Below are 20060 nucleotides of genomic sequence, written 5' to 3'. Positions count from 1 at the left end.
CTCAGCACCTTACCTATTGCTGTGGCGCCGCCGGCCGTTGCAGCAGCGGACGGGTGCGGTTGCCCATCACCTGCGACAGCGAGACGGCCGTGTTCGAGCGAACCACGCCTTCGATGGCCATGATCCGTAGCTGAGTACCAGGTAACTCCCAAAGCCTCTGTGCACAGGGTGCGGTGGTTGCACCGCGCAGAGCCGGCTCAGCGGGGCTCGACGAACACCGCGTAGCTGCGGGCCGGAACCGACGCCCACTCGCCATCGGCCCGGGCCCGCTTCAGTACCGGGTCGTGCCCGGCCACCTGCACCGGGTGCAGAGTGAAGCGACTGCTCAGCCCCGGCACCCGCACCCGCACCGCCAACGGGGTGGCGTTGAACACGGTGACCAGCCCGGCCCACTGCCGCTGCACGGGCTCACCCACCCGGTCGTCGATGCGCATCACGATCACGCCGGGCGGCTGCTGCGCGGTGTTGCTGACCGGAAAAGTCACCTTGGTGCGAATGGCATGACCCGACGCCATGCGGAACAACCTGGTGGACGCCCGCAGCCGCAGCAGGTCGAGAGCACCCTGATGCGCCCGCTCGATGTCGTCCGCCGCCGGCTTCATGGCCGGATCGGCCAGGAACGGAACGAAGTAGTGCCACTTGGCCCCGTTGTCGTCCTGGGGCGGCAGGCCGGCGCCGAAACCGTTGTCGGTCATCGTCCAGTCAAGGTAGTTGAACCAGTCGCCCGAGGCGTAGGAGTTACGGTCGAGGCTCTTGCTGCGCAGAATGTCGGTGCCGGCATGCCACATCACCGGAGCCTGGCCCAGCGTGGCCAGCGCCAGGCACAGGGTATTCATCCGCACCCGGTCTGCCATCGAGGTCTGCGGCGGCAGCTTCAGCGTGAGCGCGTCGAACAGCGTCTCGTTGTCGTGGGCGTCGACGTAGTTGACCACCTCGTCGGGCTCGGCGGCATACCCGGCGGGCTGACCGTGGTACTCCAGTTCGTCGCCACGCACGAACGCTCGGCGGCTGTTGCTGGGCAGCCAGAAATCGCGCAGGTTGCCGACCAGGCCCAGTTGAATCAGGTCGGTGTCGGCCAGCAGCCGGTCGTGCTGGGCGTAGCCGTCGCCGTTCACCGCAGCATCGTTGGCCTCGGTGAACAGCCCGGTGCCGAAGCCCTGCCCGCGCGGGTCGTCGTCGAACGGTCCCCCGCCCCGGACGGCGTCGCGCAGCCGGTCGTTGAAGGTGCCGATGCCGGTGCCGGCCAGATTGCCCTGCCGGGCCTGCACGAAGCGGGCGTCGTTGGCCACCTCGCCGAAGTTCCAGCCCTCGCCGAACAGGGTGACCGCCGAGCCGTCCACGCCGTCACGTTCGGGTGTGAGGGCGTCGAGGGCGGCCCGCACGGCCAGCATGTTCGCCCGGCTGTGGTGACCCATCAGATCAAACCTGAAGCCGTCCACCTTGTAGTGACGCGCCCACAGCACCACCGAGTCGACCATTAGCTTCTGCGCCATCGCATGCTCGGTGGCGACGTTGGGGCAACACGTGGAGTGCTCGGTGAAACCCAGCGGGTTGAGCCGGTGGTAGTAACCGGGCACGATGCGGTCGAGCACCGACTTGGTGTGCTGGCCGAAGCTGGCGGTGTGGTTGAACACCTGGTCGAGCACCACACGCAGGCCCATGCCGTGCAGTGCGCCCACCATGGTGCGAAACTCGTGCACCCGGCCCGGCCCCTCGGCGCTGGCCAGGCTCGAGCAGAACGAGCCCTCGGCGGCCTGGTAGTGCCAAGGGTCGTACCCCCAGTTGTACGGATTGCCCACCACGGTCAGCCGAATCAGCCGCTGCTGGGTGGGGCTGTCGGGCGGGTGCGCCCGAAGCTCCGCCTTGGCCGGACGCTGCTGGCGCTCGCGGCTCTCTTCGACGCTGGCGTTGTCGAAGACCGGCAGCAGTTGCACGGTGTTCAGCCCCGCCTCGGCGAGCCGGCGCAGATGCCGGGTGCCGAGGCTGTCGCGGGAGAAGGCCAGAAAACTGCCCCGCTCAGGCTCGGGAACACTCTTGTCGTGAATCGAGAAGTCGCGCACATGCAGCTCGTAGGTCACCTGGTCGACCGGGTGTGCCAGCCTGGGCTGGGGCGCTGAAAGCCACTGGGCAGGCTGCAGCTCGGGGTCGTCGAGGTCGACGATCACCGAGTGGGTGGAGTTCACCGTGAGCGAGACCGAGTAGGGGTCGGTGACCTGGTTGGTGACCACCCGCCGTCCGGACGGCGCATACACCGTCACCTGCCAGCGATACCGGGCACCGCGCCAGCCGGGGTCGCCGGAGACCGACCAGCAGCCGTCCGGGGTGCGGGTGGCGGGCAGCTCGCGACCCGGCGCGTGCAGGTCGTCGCCCGGGTGCCAGAGCCGCAGACTCACGTCGCGGGCGGTGGGCGCCCACAGCCGCAGCGTCGGCGCACCACCGGCCCAGGTGAGGCCCAGCCGGGCGTTGCCGGCGTCGGCGTACAGCTCGTCCAGCACGCCGGGCAGCTGCAGCGACCCGGCGTTCACCAGCCGTCCGGACGGCGCGTGCAGGCTCAGCACTAGCTGGCCGCGCAGCACCCGCTCGGCCTCGGCCGCCGCCGGCGCGGGCAGCCGCAGCGCCAGGCAGCCGCGCAGGTGCGGCCGGTCGGCCAGCACAGGCTCGGGCAGGCCGTCGTCGTCGATGCGCAGATCGGCGGTGTTCCAGGCGACGGGTTCGCGCGCGGTCGGATCGATGCCGCCGTCGGAGGACCAGTGCAGGCGCCAGACCAGCTCGTGCGGATCGAGCCCCACCGGCACCGCATCGAGCGGCCAGGCGACCAGCTCACGGGTCACCCAGTGGCCGGGCGCCAACGTCAGGTCGGGCAGGCCCTGCAGCATCCGCATGCGTCACCTCGTCGTCGGGGATCGGTCGCCGACCATCCTGCCCTCACTAGCATGACGCACCTGTTCGTCTCGGAACCCCCGCTTCGTTTCGGTTTGAACGAACCGTCCGCCGACGTGGCGAACCGCCGAAGCGACGACTCGCGAGATCGTCGCCCGAGTGGGCCGATGCCCTCGTGGAACGTGCCGACTTTCGCTGGTCGAGCTTGTCGAGACCCCTAGGATCCGTCTCCAGCAAGGGGTTTCGACAAGCTCAACCAGCAAGGGAAGCTGCTGAATCAGCACATCCCCACGCGACCGGCTCAGCGCATCTGGCCGCGAGCCCGGGCGTCCGCTATCGACTGCGGAGTGGCTCCCGGCTCGCCCTCGGCAATCGGCACCACCGCGACGGCGGTGCCGTAACAGCAGACCTCAGAGAACTGCGCCGCGATCTCACCGGTGTCAAAGCGGCAGGCGATAATGGCGTTCGCGCCACGCTGGGTGGCTTGCTCCCACATGCGCTGCATCACCTGCTGGCGCGACTCGTAGACCAGTTGGGTGTACTCGTTCACCTCGCCACCGCCGATGGCGCGAAAGCTCGCGACGAAATTGGCCCCGATATTGGCAGACCGCACGGTGAGCCCCATCACCTCGCCGAAAACTGCTTCGATGCGGTAACCCGGAATGTCGTTGGTGGTGACGATCAGCATGGGGCAATGTTATTGGGCGCCGGGCCCCGGCCACGCCCACCGCCCGGGTCTCAACAGGCCGCCCGGGTCTCAACAGGCGGCTGTGACACGCATGCAAACGTGGCCGGGTAGGGTGCCCAGCATGGCGGATTCGTTGCAGATCAGCACGGGTGAGGTCACGGCGGAGCTCCCGATCACCGAGGGAGCCGTCCGGGCCACCGGTCTGGCGGTGGTCGAAACCGACCGTGGCCCGCTGGCGTCCTACGACCCGGGCTTCGTGAATACGGCGGCCTGCCGCAGTTCGATCACCTACATCGACGGCGACGCGGGCATTCTCGAGCACCGCGGCTACCCGATCGAAGAACTCGCCGAGAAGTCATCGTTTCTCGAGGTCGCCTACCTGCTGAGCAACGGCGAACTGCCCACGGCGACCCAGCTCGCCGATTGGGAATATCAGGTCAATCGTCATCGGCTGGTGCACGAGAACGTGTACGACATCATCAAGTCGTTCCGCTACGACGCCCACCCGATGGCCAAGCTGATGGCCTCCGTGGTGTCGCAGATGACCTTCTACCCCTCGTCACGCCGCATCGCCGAACCAGAGTTGCGCGAACTCAACGCGTTTCGGCTGCTGGGCAAAATGCCCACGCTGGCGGCGGCCACGTTCCGTCACTCGATCGGACGGCACCCCGTCTACCCCAGCGACGAGCTCGGCTACGTCGAGAACTTTCTGGCCATGCTCTTCCAGTCCCAGCAGCGGGTCTGGCGCTCCGACCCGCGACTCACCCGGGCGTTGGAGGTGTTGTTCATTCTGCACGCCGACCACGAGCAGAACTGCTCCACCACCGCGGTGCGCACCGTGGCGTCGTCGGGCAACGACGTGTACACGGCTGCCGCGGCGGGCATCGGCGCACTGTTCGGCCCGCTGCACGGCGGCGCCAACGAGGCCGTGCTGAAGATGCTGCGCGAGATCGGATCGCTCGACCGGGTGCCCGAGTTCATTCAGGGCGTCAAGAACGGCCGGGGCCGGCTGATGGGGTTCGGCCACCGGGTCTACAAGAACTACGACCCGCGGGCCAAGGTGATCAAGCAGGCCGTCGACGACGTGTTCGAGGTGCGCGGCATGAACCCGTTGCTCGACATCGCGGTCGAGTTGGAAAAGATCGCGCTCAACGACGACTATTTCGTCTCACGCAAGCTGTACCCGAACGTGGACTTCTACTCGGGGCTGATCTATGAGGCGTTGAACTTTCCCAGCGAGATGTTCACCGTGCTGTTCGCCGTGCCGCGCACCGCGGGCTGGATCGCGCACTGGACCGAGCAGCTCACCGACCCAGACCAGCGCATCATCCGGCCCAAGCAGCTCTACACCGGCTATGAGCGGCGCACGTACGTGCCGATGGAAGATCGGTGAGTCCGCAGTTCTGGGTGGGGCCGGTCACGCTGGCCGGCTGGGGGGTCAAACTCAAGCCGCTCAAGGCCGAGCATGCGGCCGGGCTGGCCGCGGCGGCCTCCGACGGCGATCTGTGGAAGCTCACCATCACGAGCGTGCCCGCCCCGGGTGACGAGGCGGCCTACATCGCCACCGCGCTCGCCGACCCAGCGCGGGTGGCGTTCGCGGTGACGGACGCCGCCACCGGGCTGGTGCTGGGCAGCACCAGCTTTCACGACATCGTCCCGGCCATCAAGCGGCTCGAGATCGGCTACACCTGGTACGGCAGCAGCGTGCAACGCAGCCACGTGAACACCGCCTGCAAGCTACTGCTGCTCACCCACGCATTCGAGGTGCTGCACGCCGCGGTGGTCGGCTGGCGCACCGACAATGAGAACTTCGCCAGCCAGCGGGCGATCGAACGGCTGGGCGCCCACCACGACGGCGAACTGCGGCACCACAAGCTGCGCCGCGACGGGTCGGTGCGCGACACCGTGATGTACAGCATGCTGGCCGATGAGTGGCCGGCCGCCCGGCAGCGGCTGACCGAGCGCATCGGACGCCCGCGGGAGTCGTGATCACCAGGGAAACCCTGACTTTTCGCTGGTCGAGCTAGTCGAGACCTCCAACAGAGCGCCCTCAATCGGGGTTTCGACAAGCTCAACCAGCGGTGGGCGCCTGGGTCAGCGCTTCCCTGCCGTCGTCGGAACCGGACGTCCGGTTCGGTGCGGCGCACCAGGTGAAGGCCCAACTGCCTTCGTGGCAACTCGACTGCCTGTCTGCGGGCAGCCACGTGGGGCGAAGGCGGCGACGTGCGGCAGGTCTCGGACGGGGCATCCGGTTCGGAGCCGTGGCGTCGGCAGCCCTAGGATCGACCGCGTGGCTTTGACAATCGGCATCGTCGGACTGCCCAACGCGGGCAAGTCCACCCTGTTCAACGCGCTCACCCGTAACGAGGTGCTGGCGGCGAACTATCCCTTCGCGACCATCGAACCCAACGTGGGCGTGGTCGGCGTCCCGGACGAGCGCCTGCCGCAGCTGGCGAAGCTGTTCGGCTCCGAGCGGATCGTGCCGGCCACGGTCAGCTTCGTCGACATCGCCGGCATCGTGAAGGGCGCCTCGGCGGGTGAGGGCATGGGTAACGCCTTCCTCGCCAACATCCGTGAGGCGGACGCCATCTGCCAGGTCACCCGGGTGTTCCGCGACCCCGACGTCACCCATGTCGACGGCGCGGTCAACCCGGGCAACGACATCGACACCATCACCACCGAGCTGATCCTGGCCGACCTGCAAACCGTCGAGAAGGCGCTGCCCCGACTGGAGAAGGAAGCCCGGATCAACAAAGACCGCCGCGAGACCCTCGCCGCCGTCCAGGCCGCCCAGCAGGTGCTCGATTCCGGACGCGGCATCTACGCGGCCGACCTCGACCGCGAACCGCTGCGGGAGCTCTTCCTGCTCACCGCCAAGCCGTACATCTACGTCTTCAACTGCGATTCGGACGAGCTCACCGACACCGCACTGCTGGACCGGATGCGCGAGCTGGTGGCACCGGCCGAGGCGATCTTCCTGGACGCCAAGATCGAGTCCGAGCTGGTCGAGATGGAGCCCGACGAGGCCCGCGAGTTCCTGGTCGAGATGGGCATCGACGAGCCCGGCCTGGACGTCCTGGCCCGGGTCGGCTACGACACCCTCGGCCTGCAGAGCTACCTGACCGCAGGCCCCAAGGAGGCCCGCGCCTGGACGATCCGCAAGGGCGCCACCGCCCCCGAAGCCGCGGGCGTGATCCACACCGACTTCCAGAAGGGCTTCATCAAGGCCGAGGTGGTGTCGTTCGGCGATCTCCTCGAACTGGGCAGCATGCAACAGGCCAAGGCCGCCGGCAAGGTCCGGCTCGAGGGCAAGGACTACGTGATGGCCGACGGCGACGTGGTGGAGTTCCGCCACAGTTAGGCATCTGGGGTGCCCGATGGCGGAGCGCCGGGGTGCGGCTGCCCGATGGGAGGGCGTCGGCAGCCGGATCCCGCCGAGTTCACAGAACGCAGCGAATGGGGTCCACCGGTGAGCGGGACGACGATCCATGGCGGCGTCCCTGTGCCTGGCCCCGTGCAGCTCGGTCACGACCAGGAATCGCTGACCTGAGTTCCGCAGGCAGAGCGGCGGCGGGTCACTCAGACTGTCGTTGGTGGCAGATGCTGTTCGCCCACGGCTTCGAAGGTCGCCCGCAGAGCTGCGCCGAGGTCATCGAACCTGAGCTGGGCGACCCGGACGAACAGGAAGTCGACCACCGCTAGCTGGGCGATCCGGCTCGCCAGGGCCGCAGCTCGCATCGCGGCCTCCCGCGCCGTCGTGCGAAGCACCAGCTGGGAGGCCTGGGCGATCGGCGATTCGGGATCATTGGTGACCGCCACGGTGAGCGCTCCGGCCTGGCGCGAGATCCGCTGCGCCCGCAGCACCTCGACGGTGCGACCGCCGTAGGAGAAGGCGACGGTGACGGTCGCCGGGTCGGCCAGCGCCGCATGCACCAGCTGGACGTGCGTGTCGTGGGAGGACAGACACATCAGGCCGATGCGCTGCAGTTTCTGGGCTAGGTCGGCTGCGGCCAGCCCGCTGGCGCCGACTCCGAGTGTCACCACATGGTGGCCACCGGCGATCGCCTGGGCGACCTGCTCCAGCGCGGCCAGATCCAGCCCGCGCGCGGTCTGCTCGATGGCCCGGGCCTCGTGGAAGGCCAGCTTGGCGACCACGTCGGCCACCGGATCGGAGGTATTGATCTCGCCCTGGGCGATACTCGAACGTTCGAGCTCCACCGCGCGACGGGAGAGTTCCTGAGCCAGCTCGATCCGCAGTGCCGGCAGGCCGCTCAGCCCCAATGCCCGGGTGAACCTGACGACGCTGGCCTGGGACACCCCGGCTCGGTCGGCGAGGCTTGCGACGGTGGCTTCCAGGACAGCCTCGGGGTCTGCCAGCAACACCTTTCCCACCTTCGCCTCGGCCGGCCGCAGGCGCGGCATTGCGGTGCGGATCGCGTCCGTCACCTCCACGGCCGCCTCCTCTCTGACCGGCCCGGTCCCAGCTGCGCAAGACAGTGTGACACACCACAATGTTGCATTGTTTCACAATGTGTAGAAACCGTGTAGCATCGCGCCATTCGGTCGCCGACCCGACAGGAGGGAACCTGATGCCAGACCTGAGCGAGCTGACCGCAACCGAGTCGCGAAACCCCCGCACGGCCACGCTGGATGCGATGAGCATCACCGAGTTCCTCCAGGTGATGAACGCGGAGGACTCCCGGGTACCGGCTGCGGTGGCCGACCAGATTCCGCAGATCGCGCGAGCCGTCGAACTTGCCGTGGCCGCCCTGCGCGCGGGTGGCCGCCTGATCTATACCGGAGCGGGGACGAGCGGACGGCTCGGCGTGCTGGACGCCGCGGAGTGCCCGCCGACCTTCGGCACCGACCCCGATCAGGTGGTCGGGCTGCTCGCGGGTGGCCAGCAGGCGATGTTCCGCGCTGTGGAGGGAGCAGAGGACTCCACAGAACTGGGAGTCGCCGATCTGGTCGAACTCGGCCTTGGCGGCTGTGATGTCGTCGTCGGCATCGCAGCGTCCGGCCGAACCCCCTACGTGATCGGTGGCCTCGACCACGCCCGCGAAGTCGGTGCTGCGACGGTGTCGATCGCCTGCAATCCCGGCGCAGAGGTGAGCAGCCACGCGGACGTCTCGATCGAGCTGGACAACGGCCCTGAGGTGTTGACGGGCTCGACCCGGCTGAAGGCCGGCACCAGCCAGAAGCTCGTCCTCAACATGATCTCCACAGCCACCATGGTGCGGCTCGGAAAGGTCTACGGGAACCTGATGGTCGACGTCCTGCCGACCAACGAGAAGCTGGTCTCGCGCGCGATCGGAATCATTCAGGCAGCCACCGGCTGCGACCCCGAATGCGCCGCGCAGGCGCTGGCCGAGGCCGGCAACCACGCCAAGACCGCGATCGTCTCGATCCTGTGTGGCGTCGACGCCCAGACGGCCCGTGCCCGGCTGGTTGAGGCGCACGGTTTCGTCCGCGCCACCATCGCCCCCACCCCGCAACCCTGACCCAACACTCGACCCACTGAAATCAAGGAAGGAATCACCGTGGATTACGCAGATCTCAGCCGGCAGATCGTCGGTCTTGTGGGTGGCAACCAGAACGTTGCCACCTTCACCAACTGCATGACCCGGCTTCGGCTGGACCTGGTCGACCCCGGCAAGGCCGATCTGGATGCGATCAAGAAGCTGCCGGGCGTCCTGGGCGTCGTCTCCGGCGAGCAGGTGCAGATCGTGGTCGGTCCCGGTCACGCCCAGCGGCTGCGGGACGCTTTCGCCGAGGTCAGCGGGATTACCCCCGGCGCAGAGGTCGAGGTCGATGCTGCCAAAGATCTACGCACGCTGGAAGCCGAGAACAAGGCCAAGGTGAAGGCCAGGCAGACCACGGGCGCCCATGCCGTCTTCCGGCACATCGGCAACATCTTCATCCCGATCATCCCCGGCTTCATCGCGTGCGGACTGGTGCTTGCTCTCGCCAACATCGTGAAGGTCTTCGACCCCACCGTGGCGAAGAACCCCTGGTTCCTGGCCTTCGCCGGCCTGGGCGCCATCCTCAGCGGGGCGCTCAGCCTGATCGTCGGTCACAACACAGCCAAGGAGTTCGGCGGCACTCCGGTGCTCGGCCTCATCGCCGGCGGAGTGCCCTACATGACGTCCCTTTCCGGGATCGCGGCGACGACGGCCGCCGACGGCACCAAGACCGCCGCGCAGCCGCTCTCGCTCCCGGTGTTCGGCGACCTCAGTCCAGCCCTGGGCGGCATCATCGGCGTGATGATCACGGCGTGGGTGTTCACCGTGATCGAGAAGTGGGTGCGCAAGCGCGTCCCTGCTGCGCTCGACCTGTTCGTCGTGCCGGTCGTCACGCTGATCGTCGGTGCCGTGCTGTGTATCGGCATCATCATGCCGATCTCGGCCCTGTTGATGAAGGGCATCAACTGGCTGCTGATCGACTTCGCGCTGCAACAGGGTGGTGTGATCGGCGGCTACCTGCTGGCGTCCCTCTTCCTGCCGCTGGTGATGCTCGGCATCCATCAGGGTCTGACCCCGATCCACGCCCAGCTGATCGCCGACCACGGCTACACCCAGCTGCTGCCGGTGCTCGCCATGGCGGGTGCGGGCGAGGTCGGCATGGCGATCGCGATCTTCTTCAAGACCAAGAGTGAGCGGCTGAAGAACATCATCCGGGCCGCACTGCCGATCGGCTTCCTTGGTGTCGGCGAACCGCTGATCTACGGCGTCTCGCTGCCACTGCTCTACCCGCTGATCACCGCCTGTCTCGGCGGCGGCTTCGGCGGCGCCTTCATCGCCTTCGGCATCCAGCAGACCGGTGGGTTCGGCGCGACAGCGCTGGGTCTGTCCGGCATCCTGATGGCGCCGGTGATCTCCAGCGGCATGTGGCTGTGGTACCTCGGCGGTCTGGTCATCTCTTACATCATGGGTTTCGTGCTCACCTGGTTCTTCGGCTTCAAGGAGGAGATGGTCGAGCGTCTCGGCTGACCGGCCTGGTGCCGTGCTGCCGGAGCGACCGGCGGCACGGCCCGGCCGCGCGGTGATCCGGGGGACTGATCGCCGCGGCGAGCGGCGAATCCCGCCGGCTGCTCGCCTCGACAGCGTCGGCGGCGCAACGGTGAAGACGGAAGAATGGATCGATGCTGTTCTCGCTCTATCCCACCGACAGCTCGCAGTTGCGGGCCGCCGTGGTCGCCCAGGCGCTCGCCCAGCCGGAGCGGCTGGTCTTCACCTCCTTCCACATCCCCGAGAGCGAGGGGCTGCTGGCCTACGGGGAGTATCTCCGCGGACTGCATGAGGATCACGGCCTGACCTTCTGCGGCGACGTCTCTCCCGCCACCCTCGACAAGCTGAGCATCAGGCTGGACGAGATCGGCCGGCTGCGCGACTGGGGTGTCGTCCGGCTGCGGATCGACTACGGGTTCACGGCCGAGCAGATCCGCCGGATCGCCCGGGAGTTCCCGATCGCGGTCAACGCCAGCACAGTGAATGCCGGGCTGCTGGACGAACTGGCCGGCCTGGAGGTGATCGGCTGGCACAACTACTATCCGCGCCCCGAAACCGGACTCGAGCCCGGCTTCTACCTCGCCCAGAACCGGCTGTTCGCCGAGCGGGGCCTTCCGGTTTACGGCTTCATTCCCGGTGAGGTCAGCTTCCGGGCGCCGCTGTTCGCCGGGCTTCCCCTGCTGGAGCAGCAACGACACCGCAACTCCTACCGCAACGCGGTCGAGCTGTTGACTCTCTCCCCAGAGGTGAAGATCTTCTGTGCAGAAGGGACCCTGCTGCCCGAGCACCTACGCTGGATCGATCGCTTCGAGCAGTCCGGCGAGGTCACCCTGCCGCTGACCGGGCTCGACCCCTCGGTCGGCTTCCTCGTCGAACATCCCTGGCGGCTCCGTGTCGAGGGTGCCGAGGCGTCCTTCCGGCTGGAGGGGACCAGGGCGGCGCGGACCCCTTCCCGCATCGTGAACGCCGACCAGCGGCTGTGCGGCAGCTTGCAGATGGACCTGGCCGGATACGGCCGCTACTGCGGGGAGATCCACCTGATGCGCACCGACCGTCCGCTCCATCATCTGCAGGCCCGGGTGGCCGAGATCGCAAGCCCCTACCTCGGCCTGGTGGACCTGCTGCGTCCGGGCATGACCGTCCGGTTCGAGCAGGTCTGAGTCTGGATCCGAGCCCGCGCCGGTCGAATCGTCGCTCCGGCGGCAACACGATCCGCACCGGAGCGCCGGCTCCCGAGGCGGCCGGCGTGATCCACACTGACTCCCAGAAGGGCTTCATCAAGGCCGAGATCGTCAGCTACGACGACCTGGTCGAGTTCGGCTCGGTCGCCGCTGCCCGCGCTGCCGGCAAAGTGCGGCTCGAGGGCAAGGACTACGTGATGGCCGACGGAGACGTGGTCGAGTTCCGCTTCAACGTGTGACTGCGCCCCGTCTGCCCCTCACCGAGGCACGTACATTCTAACGCTGCTCTTGTACAATCGAGCCGTGTCTACCATCACTGCCTCCGAGGCGCGCAAGAGCTTCGCCGCCGTCATCAAGGCCGCCCAGCACGAGGCGGTGGTCGTGGAGCGCCGCGGCGAGGCGCAGGCCGTCGTCGTATCCGCTGCGGAGTACGAGCGCCTGAAGAGCGCGGCCGAAGAAGCAGAAGACGTGGCCGCGTTCGACGCCGCGATGGCCGAGGAGGGCCCGAACATCCCTTGGGAGCAGGTCAAGGCCGACCTGGGCTGGTGATCGCTGCTCGTGACGTATGAGATCGAGGTTCGCCCGGCGGCGCTGCGTGCCCTGAAGAAGATCGACCGGCAGGACCGGGCGCGCATCCGTGGCGCGATCGCGCTGCTCGCAGCCGATCCCCGCCCGCCGGGAGCGAAGGCCCTGCGCGGCCGCCCAGGACTGAGAATCCGCGTCGGCAACTACCGGATCATTTACGCCGTCCACGACGACCGGCTGCTGGTCGTGGTCGTGACGCTCGGGCATCGCCGCGACGTGTACGAACGGTGAGCGCTGGGCAAGACGAGGGCGTCCAGAGGTTAGTTGGTCTGTGCCGGAACGCGGTCGAGTTCAGGTTTAACGTCTAGCGTTATTAACGGTTTGCGCCATATAGTTGCCTCGTGATCAGGTCGTTCGGCAATAAGGACACCGAGCGCATCTGGCATGAGCAGTACGTCAAGCGTGTCGACCGGACGCTGCAACGAGCGACCTTGCGGAAGCTGGAGTTGATCCATGCGGCACAGGACGTAGAGGATCTGCGGATACCGCCGGGAAACCGCTTGGAGCGGCTGGCCGGCGATCGTAGCGGGCAGTACAGCATCCGGGTGAACGCACAATGGCGTATCTGCTTCGTCTGGACAGATGGAGGTGCGGAAGATGTCGAACTCGTCGATTACCACTGAGACCGACCGGATCGAGCCGATCCATCCGGGCGAGATCCTGATGGAGGACTTCATCGAGGGCTTCGGGATCACGCAGAACAAGCTGGCCGTGTCCATCGGAGTGCCGCCGCGGCGGATCAACGAGATCGTGCACGGCAAGCGGGGCATCACCGCCGACACGGCGATCCGCCTGGCGCGGTACTTCGGCACGTCCGAGGAGTTCTGGATGAACCTGCAGTCGAACTACGAGTTGCGCCTCGAACGTCACGCACTTCGCGACAAGATCGCCGAGATCACGCCTCTGAGCGTCGCGTGATTCCCGATCCGGGGTGTTGCATTGTTCGGAAGGTCGTTGGCTCCGTCGTCCGCGACCGGCGACTGCTGGTCGGTGGAATCGGGCCAGCCAGGTCTGGCCGATGCCCCCGTCCCGATTATTGCGACGTGCTCGACGACGCCACCTTCAGTCGAGTGCGGCGAGCGCACGAGCCCGGCAGTCCGGGGTGTTGACCCGGATCGTGCTGACCGGGTGGCTGACCAGCTCGGACGCCGGCCGAATCGGCCGACGCACCAGCTCACCGGCGCAGTTCGGGCACACCAGGCGCAGCAGTTCGCGCGCACACTCCCCGCACCACGTGCATTCGAAACTGCAGATATAGACGTCGGCACTGCTCGCAGCCAGGTCACGGTCACAGCACTCGCAGTTCGGTCGGAGTTCGAGCACGACCCAACCGTACACTCGCACGCCCGAACCTTCTGGGCTGGAGCAGGCGATTCCAACCTAACGCATAGCGTTACTAACGCTATGCGTTATACAATGGGCGAGCGATCAGATCGTTCGCCGACCGCGACACTGAGCGTGTGTGGCGGCGCGAACCGGCGAAGCGGATCGATCCGAGAATTCACAGGACGGCGAACAAGAAAGCTCCGCCCACTGGATGCGGCGACGGCGCTGGACGCCTTGCGCGTTCCGCCCGGCAACCGCTTGGACGCACTCAAGGGCGACCGAGCCGGGCAGCACAGCATCCGGATCAACGACCAATGGCGAATCTGCTTCCGTTGGAGTGATGGTGGCGCCGAACACGTGCAGATCGTGGACTACCACTGAGGAGGGATGATGGCCGAGAAGCTCTACCCGCCGATCCACCCGGGCGAGGTCCTCATGGAGGACTTCATCAAGGGTTTCGGCATCACACAGAACAAGCTCGCGGTCTCGATCGGCGTGCCACCGCGCCGCATCAACGAGATCGTTCATGGAAAGCGGGCGATCACCGCCGACACCGCGCTCCGCCTGGGACGATACTTCGGGATGCCCCCACAGTTCTGGCTCAACCTGCAGACCCGGTACGAGTTGGAGCTCGCAGAGGACCGTGTGGCCGACCAGATCGCGGCGATCACGCCGCTGCAGGTCGCATGACCCTCGCGTTGACATGACTGAACGACGCGGGCAGGCTCAGCGGATCATCAGGTCACGCGATCGAGGAAAGAACGAGATGGGCAAGCGGAAGACCGCCGAGGAACGAGCCGACGAGCAACGACGCTATGCACTGGCTCGCGCGGCACACCTGGACGCGGACTTCGAACCGTTCTTCGTCGATCCCAACCAGGCGATCCGCAATGTCGCCGCCATGAACCCGGCGGCCGGCACGGCGGTGCTCGACCGCTTCGCCGAGGACCGCTTCTGGAGCGTGAAGGTCGCCGTCACCGAACATCCGAACGTGGCGCGCATCACGCTGCTGCGGCTGTTGGAACGCGATCCGAGCCGGCGCGGCGTCGTCCACCACGCGGCCCGCAGGCGACTCGAAGCGGACGGCGTCGCCTTCGACGACGACGGGCTGGCCATCGAGCCTGCGCTGTAGGTTGCCGGCATGAGTGGCCCGGACCTGACGAACCTGAGCATTCCCGAGCTGCTCAGCCTGGAGGCCGGTATCGTCACCGAACTCACCCGGCGCGGACTGGTGCGGACCAGGAACAAGCCGCTCGGAGACATCGCCGAGCAGGTCGTCCTCCAGGCCCGTGGCGGAGCCTTGGAGCCGAACTCGACCAAGTCCCACGACATCACCACGCCAACCGGCCGGCGCATCCAGGTGAAGGCGATGGGCACTCGAGCTGCCGGCTCGTCGGGCAAGTTCAGCCCGTTCCGGAGCTTCGACTTCGACACGGCGGTCTTCCTGGTGTTCGAGCACGGCGCCTTCGAACTCGTGCTCGCTCACGAGGTGCCGGCATCGGAGGTCGACCTGCTGGCCCGCTATAGCGAGCACACCAACGGCAAGCAGCCCACCCTTCGACAGATTCGGAATGCGGGCGTCGATGTGACCGACGAGATGAGGGCGGCCTACGCCGCGCTGGACGGGCCCACTCCGTGAGCGCTGACGCAGTGTGCCGGGGACGGTGAGCACCGGCGCGCAGCGTGGGCGCTCGCCAGCGGAGGCGAATCGGTCTCAGCCGAGCCCGAAGACCGCATGGGCCGCGACGAACAGGGTCGCGATCGACGCCACCGCGAGCCGGAGGGTCCGCCGTGCGGCGGCGTTGCGCGGAATCGGCGACGGCAGCAGGGCGAGCCACCATACGGCGAAGAGCACGGCGCACAGCCCGACCGCGAACCCGAGAGTCGGCAACGAGAAGTCGAGTTCGGCCAGCGTTCGCTTCGGGTAGCACTGCCACAGTCCGTACCGGTCGATCGCGATCGCCAGGACTCCCGCCCCCAGCATCGTGGTGACGAGCGCGAGCGGGACGGTCGCGATCCGGACCAGCGCCCACAGCGACGAGCGCTGCTCGGGCACGGACGCGGCGCCAGACGCCGCACCGGGAGCACGGGAACGGATAACCAGGACGGTGACCGCAATGACCAGGCCGAGCGCGAGCCCGGCGAGGACGGCGGTGAGATAGCTGGCGGTCGCGACGGGCCTCTGGTTCGCACGGACGATCTGATGCCCGGGCGCACATCGCACGCGAATCGCAGCCCGAATTGGCTGGGGAGTCTAGTGATCGTGGGTGTCGGGGCACCGGCAAGGTCTGCCGGCACCGCAGCCAAGTCTCGACGGGAATGGCCTTATCGTGCCGTCCGTCGGCACATCCCGCCGCGCGCCGTAGCAACCCGAGGCTGCCTATGCTGCACGACATGGCCCAGGACCAGCCCGCCCAGCCTGACCTGGGTCCGGCGATCGACGAGACCATCGAGGCGCGCGGCGCAGACACCCAGCGGCGGCGACTCGAGTTCAGCCTGTTCGGCGTGGCGCTGGCGCTGGAGCTGGCGGCGATCGTGCTGCGGATGTCCGGCAGCGGCTTCGTCGAGGTGGTGGTGTCGAACTGGCTCGCCATCGCCGCGTACCTGGCCGGGCTCGGGGCGATCTTCGTCCGCTATCGGGGCTGGGACGTCCGCAAGGCGGATCCGCGCAACCACACCTACTACCTCCTGCTCTCACCTCTGGCCGGCATCGCGATGGTGGCCGTCGTCGGCCCCGACCGGGACGCGGGCTTCACCAACACCGCCAGCTTGGTTCCCGGACTGATCGCCTCCAGCCTTGCCTGGGGCTGGGCGCACAACACCCGGATGGCCAAGCGGGCCGACTTCGTCGAGGCCACCGAAACCGCGCGGACCATCTTCTGGGGGTGGACCAGCATCGGCGTGCTCACCCTGATCGAGCGGATCACCCATGAGCTGCGCGGCACCCCGTACGTCAATCCCGACCTGGTCTCTTCGCTGGTCTCCCTGGGCGCCTTCCTGATCCTGGTGTCCACCGGCTACACCCAGTACATCCGTGCCCAGGAGCAGATGCAGCACGGCGTCCATCGTGCGGAACGTACGCGCCGCAAGGGCGAACGCCGGCCCCGACGGTTGCTCACCCGGACCCTTCGGCAACCCCAGCAACCTCGGTGAGGGTCACCCGGTCGAAATGCGGCGGCGCGCCCCTCAGGCCTGGATGACGTCGGTTGCGGCGAAGTCACGTCCCTTGAAGAGCAGCGGCTCGCTGCGGATGCCGGCCAGCGCGTAGCTGAAGGTGTCACCGAGATTGAGCCCGGCCGGATGGCGGCCCTTACCGAATCTGCGCCAGGCCGACGCGGCCGCCTCAGCCTGACGCTCGTCGACGGCGACGACCTCGGCCTCGAGTTCGGCCAGCAGGGCTCCCAGGTCGGCGGCGGCCTCGAGCCCCTGTCGCGCCTCGGCGACGATCAACGCCTCGGTCAGGCTGACCGCCGAGACAGCCAGCGTGGGCGCTCCGGTCATCGCCTTCAGGTACGTCTCGGCATCCGACTCACCGAGGATCACCGCCATCAGCGCCGAGGTGTCGACGATCACTGCGGAAGCCCGTTCTCGTCATAGCCCAGGATCTCGTCGGCGGACCGAGCATCGAGCGTTGCCCGCTGCCGCCCACGGTCGACATAGCGCTGCAGGTCGGCGAATCGCGCGCCGACCGACGCCTGCCGACGCAGCCGCGTCAGCCGCTCCCCGATCGCGATCCGCAGCGCTTCGGTGATGCTCTCGCCGGTCTCTCGGGAGAGCTCGCGGGCGAGGGCGTCCGTGACCGGATCCTTAATGTTCAAAGCCACGATTCCATCCTACAAGGAAGAACTACTCCCTCTTAGGAAGAATCCGAGACAGACCACCGACCATCGAGGACCTGGCCGCGGCCACGCCGTGAAAGGTCAGAATCAACGTTTGGCACTACTCGCCCACCGCCGATCTGAAGACGAGGCACGAGGCTGGGACGCCGCGGGAATGACACGACGTTCTCGGGGTGATGCCCATCGAGGACTTCGGATCCGCCATAGAGTAGGTATGTGCCTACATGAGTGAGGGGGCGTTCAGGATGACGACAATGACTGCGCGCGAGTTCAACCGTGATGTCAGTGCCGCGAAGCGCGAAGCAAACAGGGGGCCGGTCGTGATCACTGATCGCGGCGAGCCGGCCTACGTGCTGATGTCGATCGCCGAGTATCGCCGCATGGGCGAGACCGGCGCGTCCCTCGTCGACCGTCTGAGCATGGACGATGACCTCGACATCGAGTTCCATCCCGCCCACATCGAGCTCGCGGTTCCCGAGTTGTGACCTACCTACTCGACACCAATGTTGTGAGCGAACTCCGCAAGTCGAAGCGTAGGGCAGATCCTGGGGTGCGCTCCTGGGTCGCTGCGCGTGTGGTGTCCGATCTCTACCTCTCGGTGATCACCGTCCTCGAAGTCGAGGTGGGGATTGCACGGCTGGCCAGGCATGATCCGGCTCAGGCATCGCGGCTGCAGGCGTGGCTGGACGACGAGCTGCTCCAGGCCTTCTCCCGCCGGATCCTCGCTGTGGACATACCGGTTGCGCGCTACGCAGCACGACTCCACGTCCCCGACCCTCGGCCGAAGCGGGATGCGCTGATCACGGCGACGGCGGCTGTCCACGGCCTGACCGTCGTCACACGCAACGTCAAGGACTTCGAATCCCTCGGCGTGGCTGTCGTCAACCCATGGAGTTGAGCCGTGCGTCGTTCGGCCATTCAGGTGTGGCCTGCGAGCGCGTCGTGGACCGCACGGCGGTACTGCGGCCCGTCCGGTCCGCGGTACAGGTCTCGCGAGAAGAAGCGAGACTTTTCCAAGTACGGAGCACTGTTGTGGATACGCGTGGCGAGATCGGACAGGTAGTCGTGACCACCGAGACGGTAGGCCTTGAGTTCGGCGTCGCTGAGCCGGATCAAGGCGCAATCGTCGACCAGTGCGGTGTAGCTGTACCGCGCGTCGAGGTAGCGGGAGCCGTCCTGCTCCAGCAGGAACCATCCGCCGGGTTCGTGATCGAGGTAGCGCATTTCATCCTCCAGTAAAGCAGCTGGCGATGACCGGCTTGAACGTGGCCTCTCGACCCGGTCAATCGGTCGAACGCTTACTCTGAAGTGACTCAGCCGACTCCGAGGACTGCGTGGGCCACGGCGAACAGCGTCCCGACGGAGGCGACCACGAACCGGATGGTGCGGCGGGCGACCGCGTTGCGGGGTAGCGGGGACGGCAGCAGGGCCAGCCACCAGATGCCGAAGATCACCGCACACAGCCCCAGCCCGAACCCGATCACCGGCAGCGAGAAGTCGAGTTCGGACAGCGGCCACGACGGTGAACACCCCCATAGGCTGCAGCGGCCGAGCAGAATTGCGAGAACTCCCCCGCCCACTAGCGTGGTGAAGCACGCGAGGGGGACGGTCGCGATCAGCATCAGCGCCCACAGCGGCGAGCGCTGATCGGGCATCACGGCCGCCTCGGACGCGACGTCGGCCGAATTGCGCCGGACGATCACGATGGCAAGCACGATTGCCACGCAGCAGACGAACCCGACGAGCAGGAAGAAGAGAGAGTTGGCGGTCACGCTGGGCCTTCCACGCCTGATCGGGCCGATGCGGCGGCATGCAGGATTTCGACCCCATGACTCGCGACCTCGCCGATGACGTCATTGGTCGGGTCCGCGTCGGTGATCACCCCGGAGATCTGGCTCCACGGCAGGACACGGTAGGGCGATGCCGTGCCGATCTTCTCGGACGAGGCGAGTATGTAGGTCTCTGCCGCACGTGCCGCCAGCGCCCGCTTCATCGCCGCGTCCTCGGAGTCGCCGGTGGTGAGCCCGGCCTCCGGGTGAACCCCGGTGACACCGAGGAAGCAGAGGTCGGACGAGACATACTGGGCAGCCTCCACGGCGGCAGCACCGCAGGCGACAGCCGAGTGTTTGAAGATCCGGCCGCCCAGCATGAGCAGTTCGGCCCTCGGGTGTGGCAACAGCGCCGACGCGATCGTCGGGCTGCTCTGGTGATGACGGTACATTCCAGATCCCGCGAAGCAGCTGTGCGACCGCGAGCGCCGTGGTGCCGCCGTCGAGGATGAGCGCTCCTCCCCGGGCGGATCAGAGACACCGCCGTCGCGGCCACCGCCCGCTTACCCTCGGGCTCCACGCCCTGGCGGGCGGCGTAGTCGACGATCGCGGGGAGGCGGTAGCGCACCCCCGGTAGACCCGCGGCACAGCCCCTCAGCAGCCAGGTCGCGCAGGTCACGCCCTGTCCACCGAGATGCCCAGGTCAGTCGCGACGTCGAAAGCCACTATCTTGCCTGATTCTGCAAGGAGTCTGAGCAGATGGGCACGTCGCTGGGCGGCAAGCA

The 20060-nt window shown here is 67.4% G+C and carries 27 protein-coding genes and 1 pseudogene; 18 read left to right on the top strand and 10 right to left on the bottom strand.

Annotation, left to right across the window (positions count from 1 at the left end):
- Positions 1-197: 197 nt before the first annotated feature.
- Together pulA and QM721_RS11650 are read right to left on the bottom strand one after the other, a co-directional pair.
- Positions 198-2882, bottom strand: a complete 2685-nt coding sequence (gene pulA / locus QM721_RS11655; RefSeq protein WP_415122154.1) for a pullulanase-type alpha-1,6-glucosidase — start codon at positions 2880-2882, stop codon at positions 198-200.
- A gap of 299 nt (positions 2883-3181) precedes the next feature.
- Positions 3182-3568 (bottom strand): YbjQ family protein, encoded by a 387-nt coding sequence (locus QM721_RS11650; RefSeq protein WP_415122152.1) that lies wholly within the window; start codon positions 3566-3568, stop codon positions 3182-3184.
- Between the two features lie 121 nt (positions 3569-3689).
- Here QM721_RS11650 and QM721_RS11645 point away from each other — a divergent pair, with 121 nt between their 5' ends.
- The 3 genes from QM721_RS11645 (at position 3690) to ychF (ending at position 6929) form a co-directional block, all read left to right on the top strand.
- Positions 3690-4961, top strand: coding sequence for a citrate synthase (locus QM721_RS11645; RefSeq protein ID WP_415122150.1), 1272 nt, complete (start codon positions 3690-3692; stop codon positions 4959-4961).
- Positions 4958-5557 (top strand): GNAT family N-acetyltransferase, encoded by a 600-nt coding sequence (locus QM721_RS11640; RefSeq protein WP_415122148.1) that lies wholly within the window; start codon positions 4958-4960, stop codon positions 5555-5557. Before QM721_RS11645 ends, QM721_RS11640 begins: the two co-directional genes overlap by 4 nt.
- A gap of 301 nt (positions 5558-5858) precedes the next feature.
- Complete coding sequence (ychF, locus tag QM721_RS11635) at positions 5859-6929, top strand: redox-regulated ATPase YchF (protein ID WP_415122146.1); 1071 nt, start codon at positions 5859-5861, stop codon at positions 6927-6929.
- A 218-nt stretch (positions 6930-7147) separates the two neighbouring features.
- Here ychF and QM721_RS11630 read toward each other — a convergent pair whose 3' ends face one another.
- Entirely contained in the window at positions 7148-8020 is an 873-nt protein-coding gene (locus QM721_RS11630) for a MurR/RpiR family transcriptional regulator (RefSeq protein ID WP_415122144.1), read from the bottom strand.
- Between the two features lie 137 nt (positions 8021-8157).
- On the opposite strand from QM721_RS11630, the gene murQ reads away from it, so the two are divergent.
- The 8 genes and pseudogenes from murQ (at position 8158) to QM721_RS11590 (ending at position 13259) form a co-directional block, all read left to right on the top strand.
- Positions 8158-9069 carry an N-acetylmuramic acid 6-phosphate etherase gene (gene murQ / locus QM721_RS11625; RefSeq protein ID WP_415122142.1) on the top strand — a complete coding sequence of 304 codons (912 nt, stop codon included), beginning with the start codon at positions 8158-8160 and terminating at the stop codon, positions 9067-9069.
- Positions 9070-9108: 39 nt separating this feature from the next.
- Positions 9109-10557 carry a PTS transporter subunit EIIC gene (locus QM721_RS11620; RefSeq protein ID WP_415122140.1) on the top strand — a complete coding sequence of 483 codons (1449 nt, stop codon included), beginning with the start codon at positions 9109-9111 and terminating at the stop codon, positions 10555-10557.
- 152 nt (positions 10558-10709) lie between these two features.
- A complete protein-coding gene (locus QM721_RS11615) occupies positions 10710-11735 on the top strand; it encodes a MupG family TIM beta-alpha barrel fold protein (RefSeq protein WP_415122138.1) in 1026 nt (341 codons plus the stop codon).
- 47 nt (positions 11736-11782) lie between these two features.
- Positions 11783-11995 (top strand): annotated as a pseudogene (locus QM721_RS11610) (DUF933 domain-containing protein); the annotation flags it as partial.
- A gap of 64 nt (positions 11996-12059) precedes the next feature.
- Positions 12060-12305 carry a type II toxin-antitoxin system Phd/YefM family antitoxin gene (locus QM721_RS11605; RefSeq protein WP_415122136.1) on the top strand — a complete coding sequence of 82 codons (246 nt, stop codon included), beginning with the start codon at positions 12060-12062 and terminating at the stop codon, positions 12303-12305.
- A 9-nt stretch (positions 12306-12314) separates the two neighbouring features.
- Positions 12315-12572 carry a type II toxin-antitoxin system RelE family toxin gene (locus QM721_RS11600; RefSeq protein ID WP_415122134.1) on the top strand — a complete coding sequence of 86 codons (258 nt, stop codon included), beginning with the start codon at positions 12315-12317 and terminating at the stop codon, positions 12570-12572.
- Between the two features lie 110 nt (positions 12573-12682).
- Entirely contained in the window at positions 12683-12964 is a 282-nt protein-coding gene (locus QM721_RS11595) for a type II toxin-antitoxin system RelE/ParE family toxin (RefSeq protein ID WP_415122132.1), read from the top strand.
- Positions 12924-13259 (top strand): HigA family addiction module antitoxin, encoded by a 336-nt coding sequence (locus QM721_RS11590; protein WP_415122130.1) that lies wholly within the window; start codon positions 12924-12926, stop codon positions 13257-13259. The genes QM721_RS11595 and QM721_RS11590 overlap by 41 nt, the downstream gene beginning before the upstream one ends.
- Positions 13260-13403: 144 nt before the next feature.
- Here QM721_RS11590 and QM721_RS11585 read toward each other — a convergent pair whose 3' ends face one another.
- The gene (locus tag QM721_RS11585; RefSeq protein WP_415122128.1) at positions 13404-13685 is read right to left on the bottom strand and encodes a DUF1272 domain-containing protein; all 282 of its coding nucleotides are present in this window, start codon (positions 13683-13685) and stop codon (positions 13404-13406) included.
- 60 nt (positions 13686-13745) lie between these two features.
- On the opposite strand from QM721_RS11585, the gene QM721_RS11580 reads away from it, so the two are divergent.
- From QM721_RS11580 to QM721_RS11565, 4 genes are read left to right on the top strand one after another with little or no spacing between them, the layout of a single operon-like run.
- Positions 13746-14048 carry a type II toxin-antitoxin system RelE/ParE family toxin gene (locus tag QM721_RS11580; protein WP_415122126.1) on the top strand — a complete coding sequence of 101 codons (303 nt, stop codon included), beginning with the start codon at positions 13746-13748 and terminating at the stop codon, positions 14046-14048.
- A 6-nt stretch (positions 14049-14054) separates the two neighbouring features.
- Positions 14055-14357, top strand: a complete 303-nt coding sequence (locus QM721_RS11575) for a HigA family addiction module antitoxin (protein ID WP_415122124.1) — start codon at positions 14055-14057, stop codon at positions 14355-14357.
- A 13-nt stretch (positions 14358-14370) separates the two neighbouring features.
- On the top strand, positions 14371-14799 hold the full coding sequence (locus QM721_RS11570) for a hypothetical protein (protein ID WP_415122122.1): 429 nt from the start codon (positions 14371-14373) through the stop codon (positions 14797-14799).
- A gap of 9 nt (positions 14800-14808) precedes the next feature.
- Entirely contained in the window at positions 14809-15306 is a 498-nt protein-coding gene (locus QM721_RS11565) for a DUF6998 domain-containing protein (RefSeq protein ID WP_415122120.1), read from the top strand.
- A 75-nt stretch (positions 15307-15381) separates the two neighbouring features.
- Here the strand turns inward: QM721_RS11565 and QM721_RS11560 are convergent, their stop codons facing one another.
- The gene (locus QM721_RS11560) at positions 15382-15723 is read right to left on the bottom strand and encodes a hypothetical protein (RefSeq protein WP_415122118.1); all 342 of its coding nucleotides are present in this window, start codon (positions 15721-15723) and stop codon (positions 15382-15384) included.
- Positions 15724-16061: 338 nt separating this feature from the next.
- Here QM721_RS11560 and QM721_RS11555 point away from each other — a divergent pair, with 338 nt between their 5' ends.
- A complete protein-coding gene (locus QM721_RS11555; RefSeq protein ID WP_415122116.1) occupies positions 16062-16820 on the top strand; it encodes a hypothetical protein in 759 nt (252 codons plus the stop codon).
- Positions 16821-16853: 33 nt separating this feature from the next.
- Here the strand turns inward: QM721_RS11555 and QM721_RS11550 are convergent, their stop codons facing one another.
- Positions 16854-17240: a type II toxin-antitoxin system VapC family toxin gene (locus QM721_RS11550; protein ID WP_415122114.1), complete on the bottom strand. Its 387-nt coding sequence runs from the start codon at positions 17238-17240 to the stop codon at positions 16854-16856.
- Positions 17237-17491, bottom strand: coding sequence for a type II toxin-antitoxin system VapB family antitoxin (locus tag QM721_RS11545; protein ID WP_415122112.1), 255 nt, complete (start codon positions 17489-17491; stop codon positions 17237-17239). The genes QM721_RS11550 and QM721_RS11545 overlap by 4 nt, the downstream gene beginning before the upstream one ends.
- Positions 17492-17760: 269 nt before the next feature.
- On the opposite strand from QM721_RS11545, the gene QM721_RS11540 reads away from it, so the two are divergent.
- Together QM721_RS11540 and QM721_RS11535 are read left to right on the top strand one after the other, a co-directional pair.
- Positions 17761-17991, top strand: coding sequence for a type II toxin-antitoxin system prevent-host-death family antitoxin (locus tag QM721_RS11540; protein ID WP_415122110.1), 231 nt, complete (start codon positions 17761-17763; stop codon positions 17989-17991).
- Positions 17988-18404 (top strand): type II toxin-antitoxin system VapC family toxin, encoded by a 417-nt coding sequence (locus tag QM721_RS11535; RefSeq protein ID WP_415122108.1) that lies wholly within the window; start codon positions 17988-17990, stop codon positions 18402-18404. The genes QM721_RS11540 and QM721_RS11535 overlap by 4 nt, the downstream gene beginning before the upstream one ends.
- 20 nt (positions 18405-18424) lie before the next feature.
- On the opposite strand, the gene QM721_RS11530 is transcribed toward QM721_RS11535, so the two are convergent.
- The 3 genes from QM721_RS11530 to QM721_RS11520 all read right to left on the bottom strand — a co-directional run bounded on the left by QM721_RS11530 (position 18425) and on the right by QM721_RS11520 (position 19727).
- A complete protein-coding gene (locus tag QM721_RS11530) occupies positions 18425-18730 on the bottom strand; it encodes a hypothetical protein (protein ID WP_415122106.1) in 306 nt (101 codons plus the stop codon).
- Between the two features lie 89 nt (positions 18731-18819).
- Positions 18820-19278, bottom strand: coding sequence for a hypothetical protein (locus QM721_RS11525; RefSeq protein WP_415122098.1), 459 nt, complete (start codon positions 19276-19278; stop codon positions 18820-18822).
- A complete protein-coding gene (locus tag QM721_RS11520; RefSeq protein ID WP_415122094.1) occupies positions 19275-19727 on the bottom strand; it encodes a hypothetical protein in 453 nt (150 codons plus the stop codon). The genes QM721_RS11525 and QM721_RS11520 overlap by 4 nt, the downstream gene beginning before the upstream one ends.
- Positions 19728-20060 lie beyond the last annotated feature (333 nt).

Origin of the sequence: Micropruina sp. (genome assembly GCF_047602085.1) — a bacterium.
In the GTDB taxonomy this organism is placed as follows: domain Bacteria; phylum Actinomycetota; class Actinomycetes; order Propionibacteriales; family Propionibacteriaceae; genus Micropruina.
Note: the sequence above shows the minus strand (reverse complement) of the source record. Positions and strands in the feature narration are given on the sequence as shown.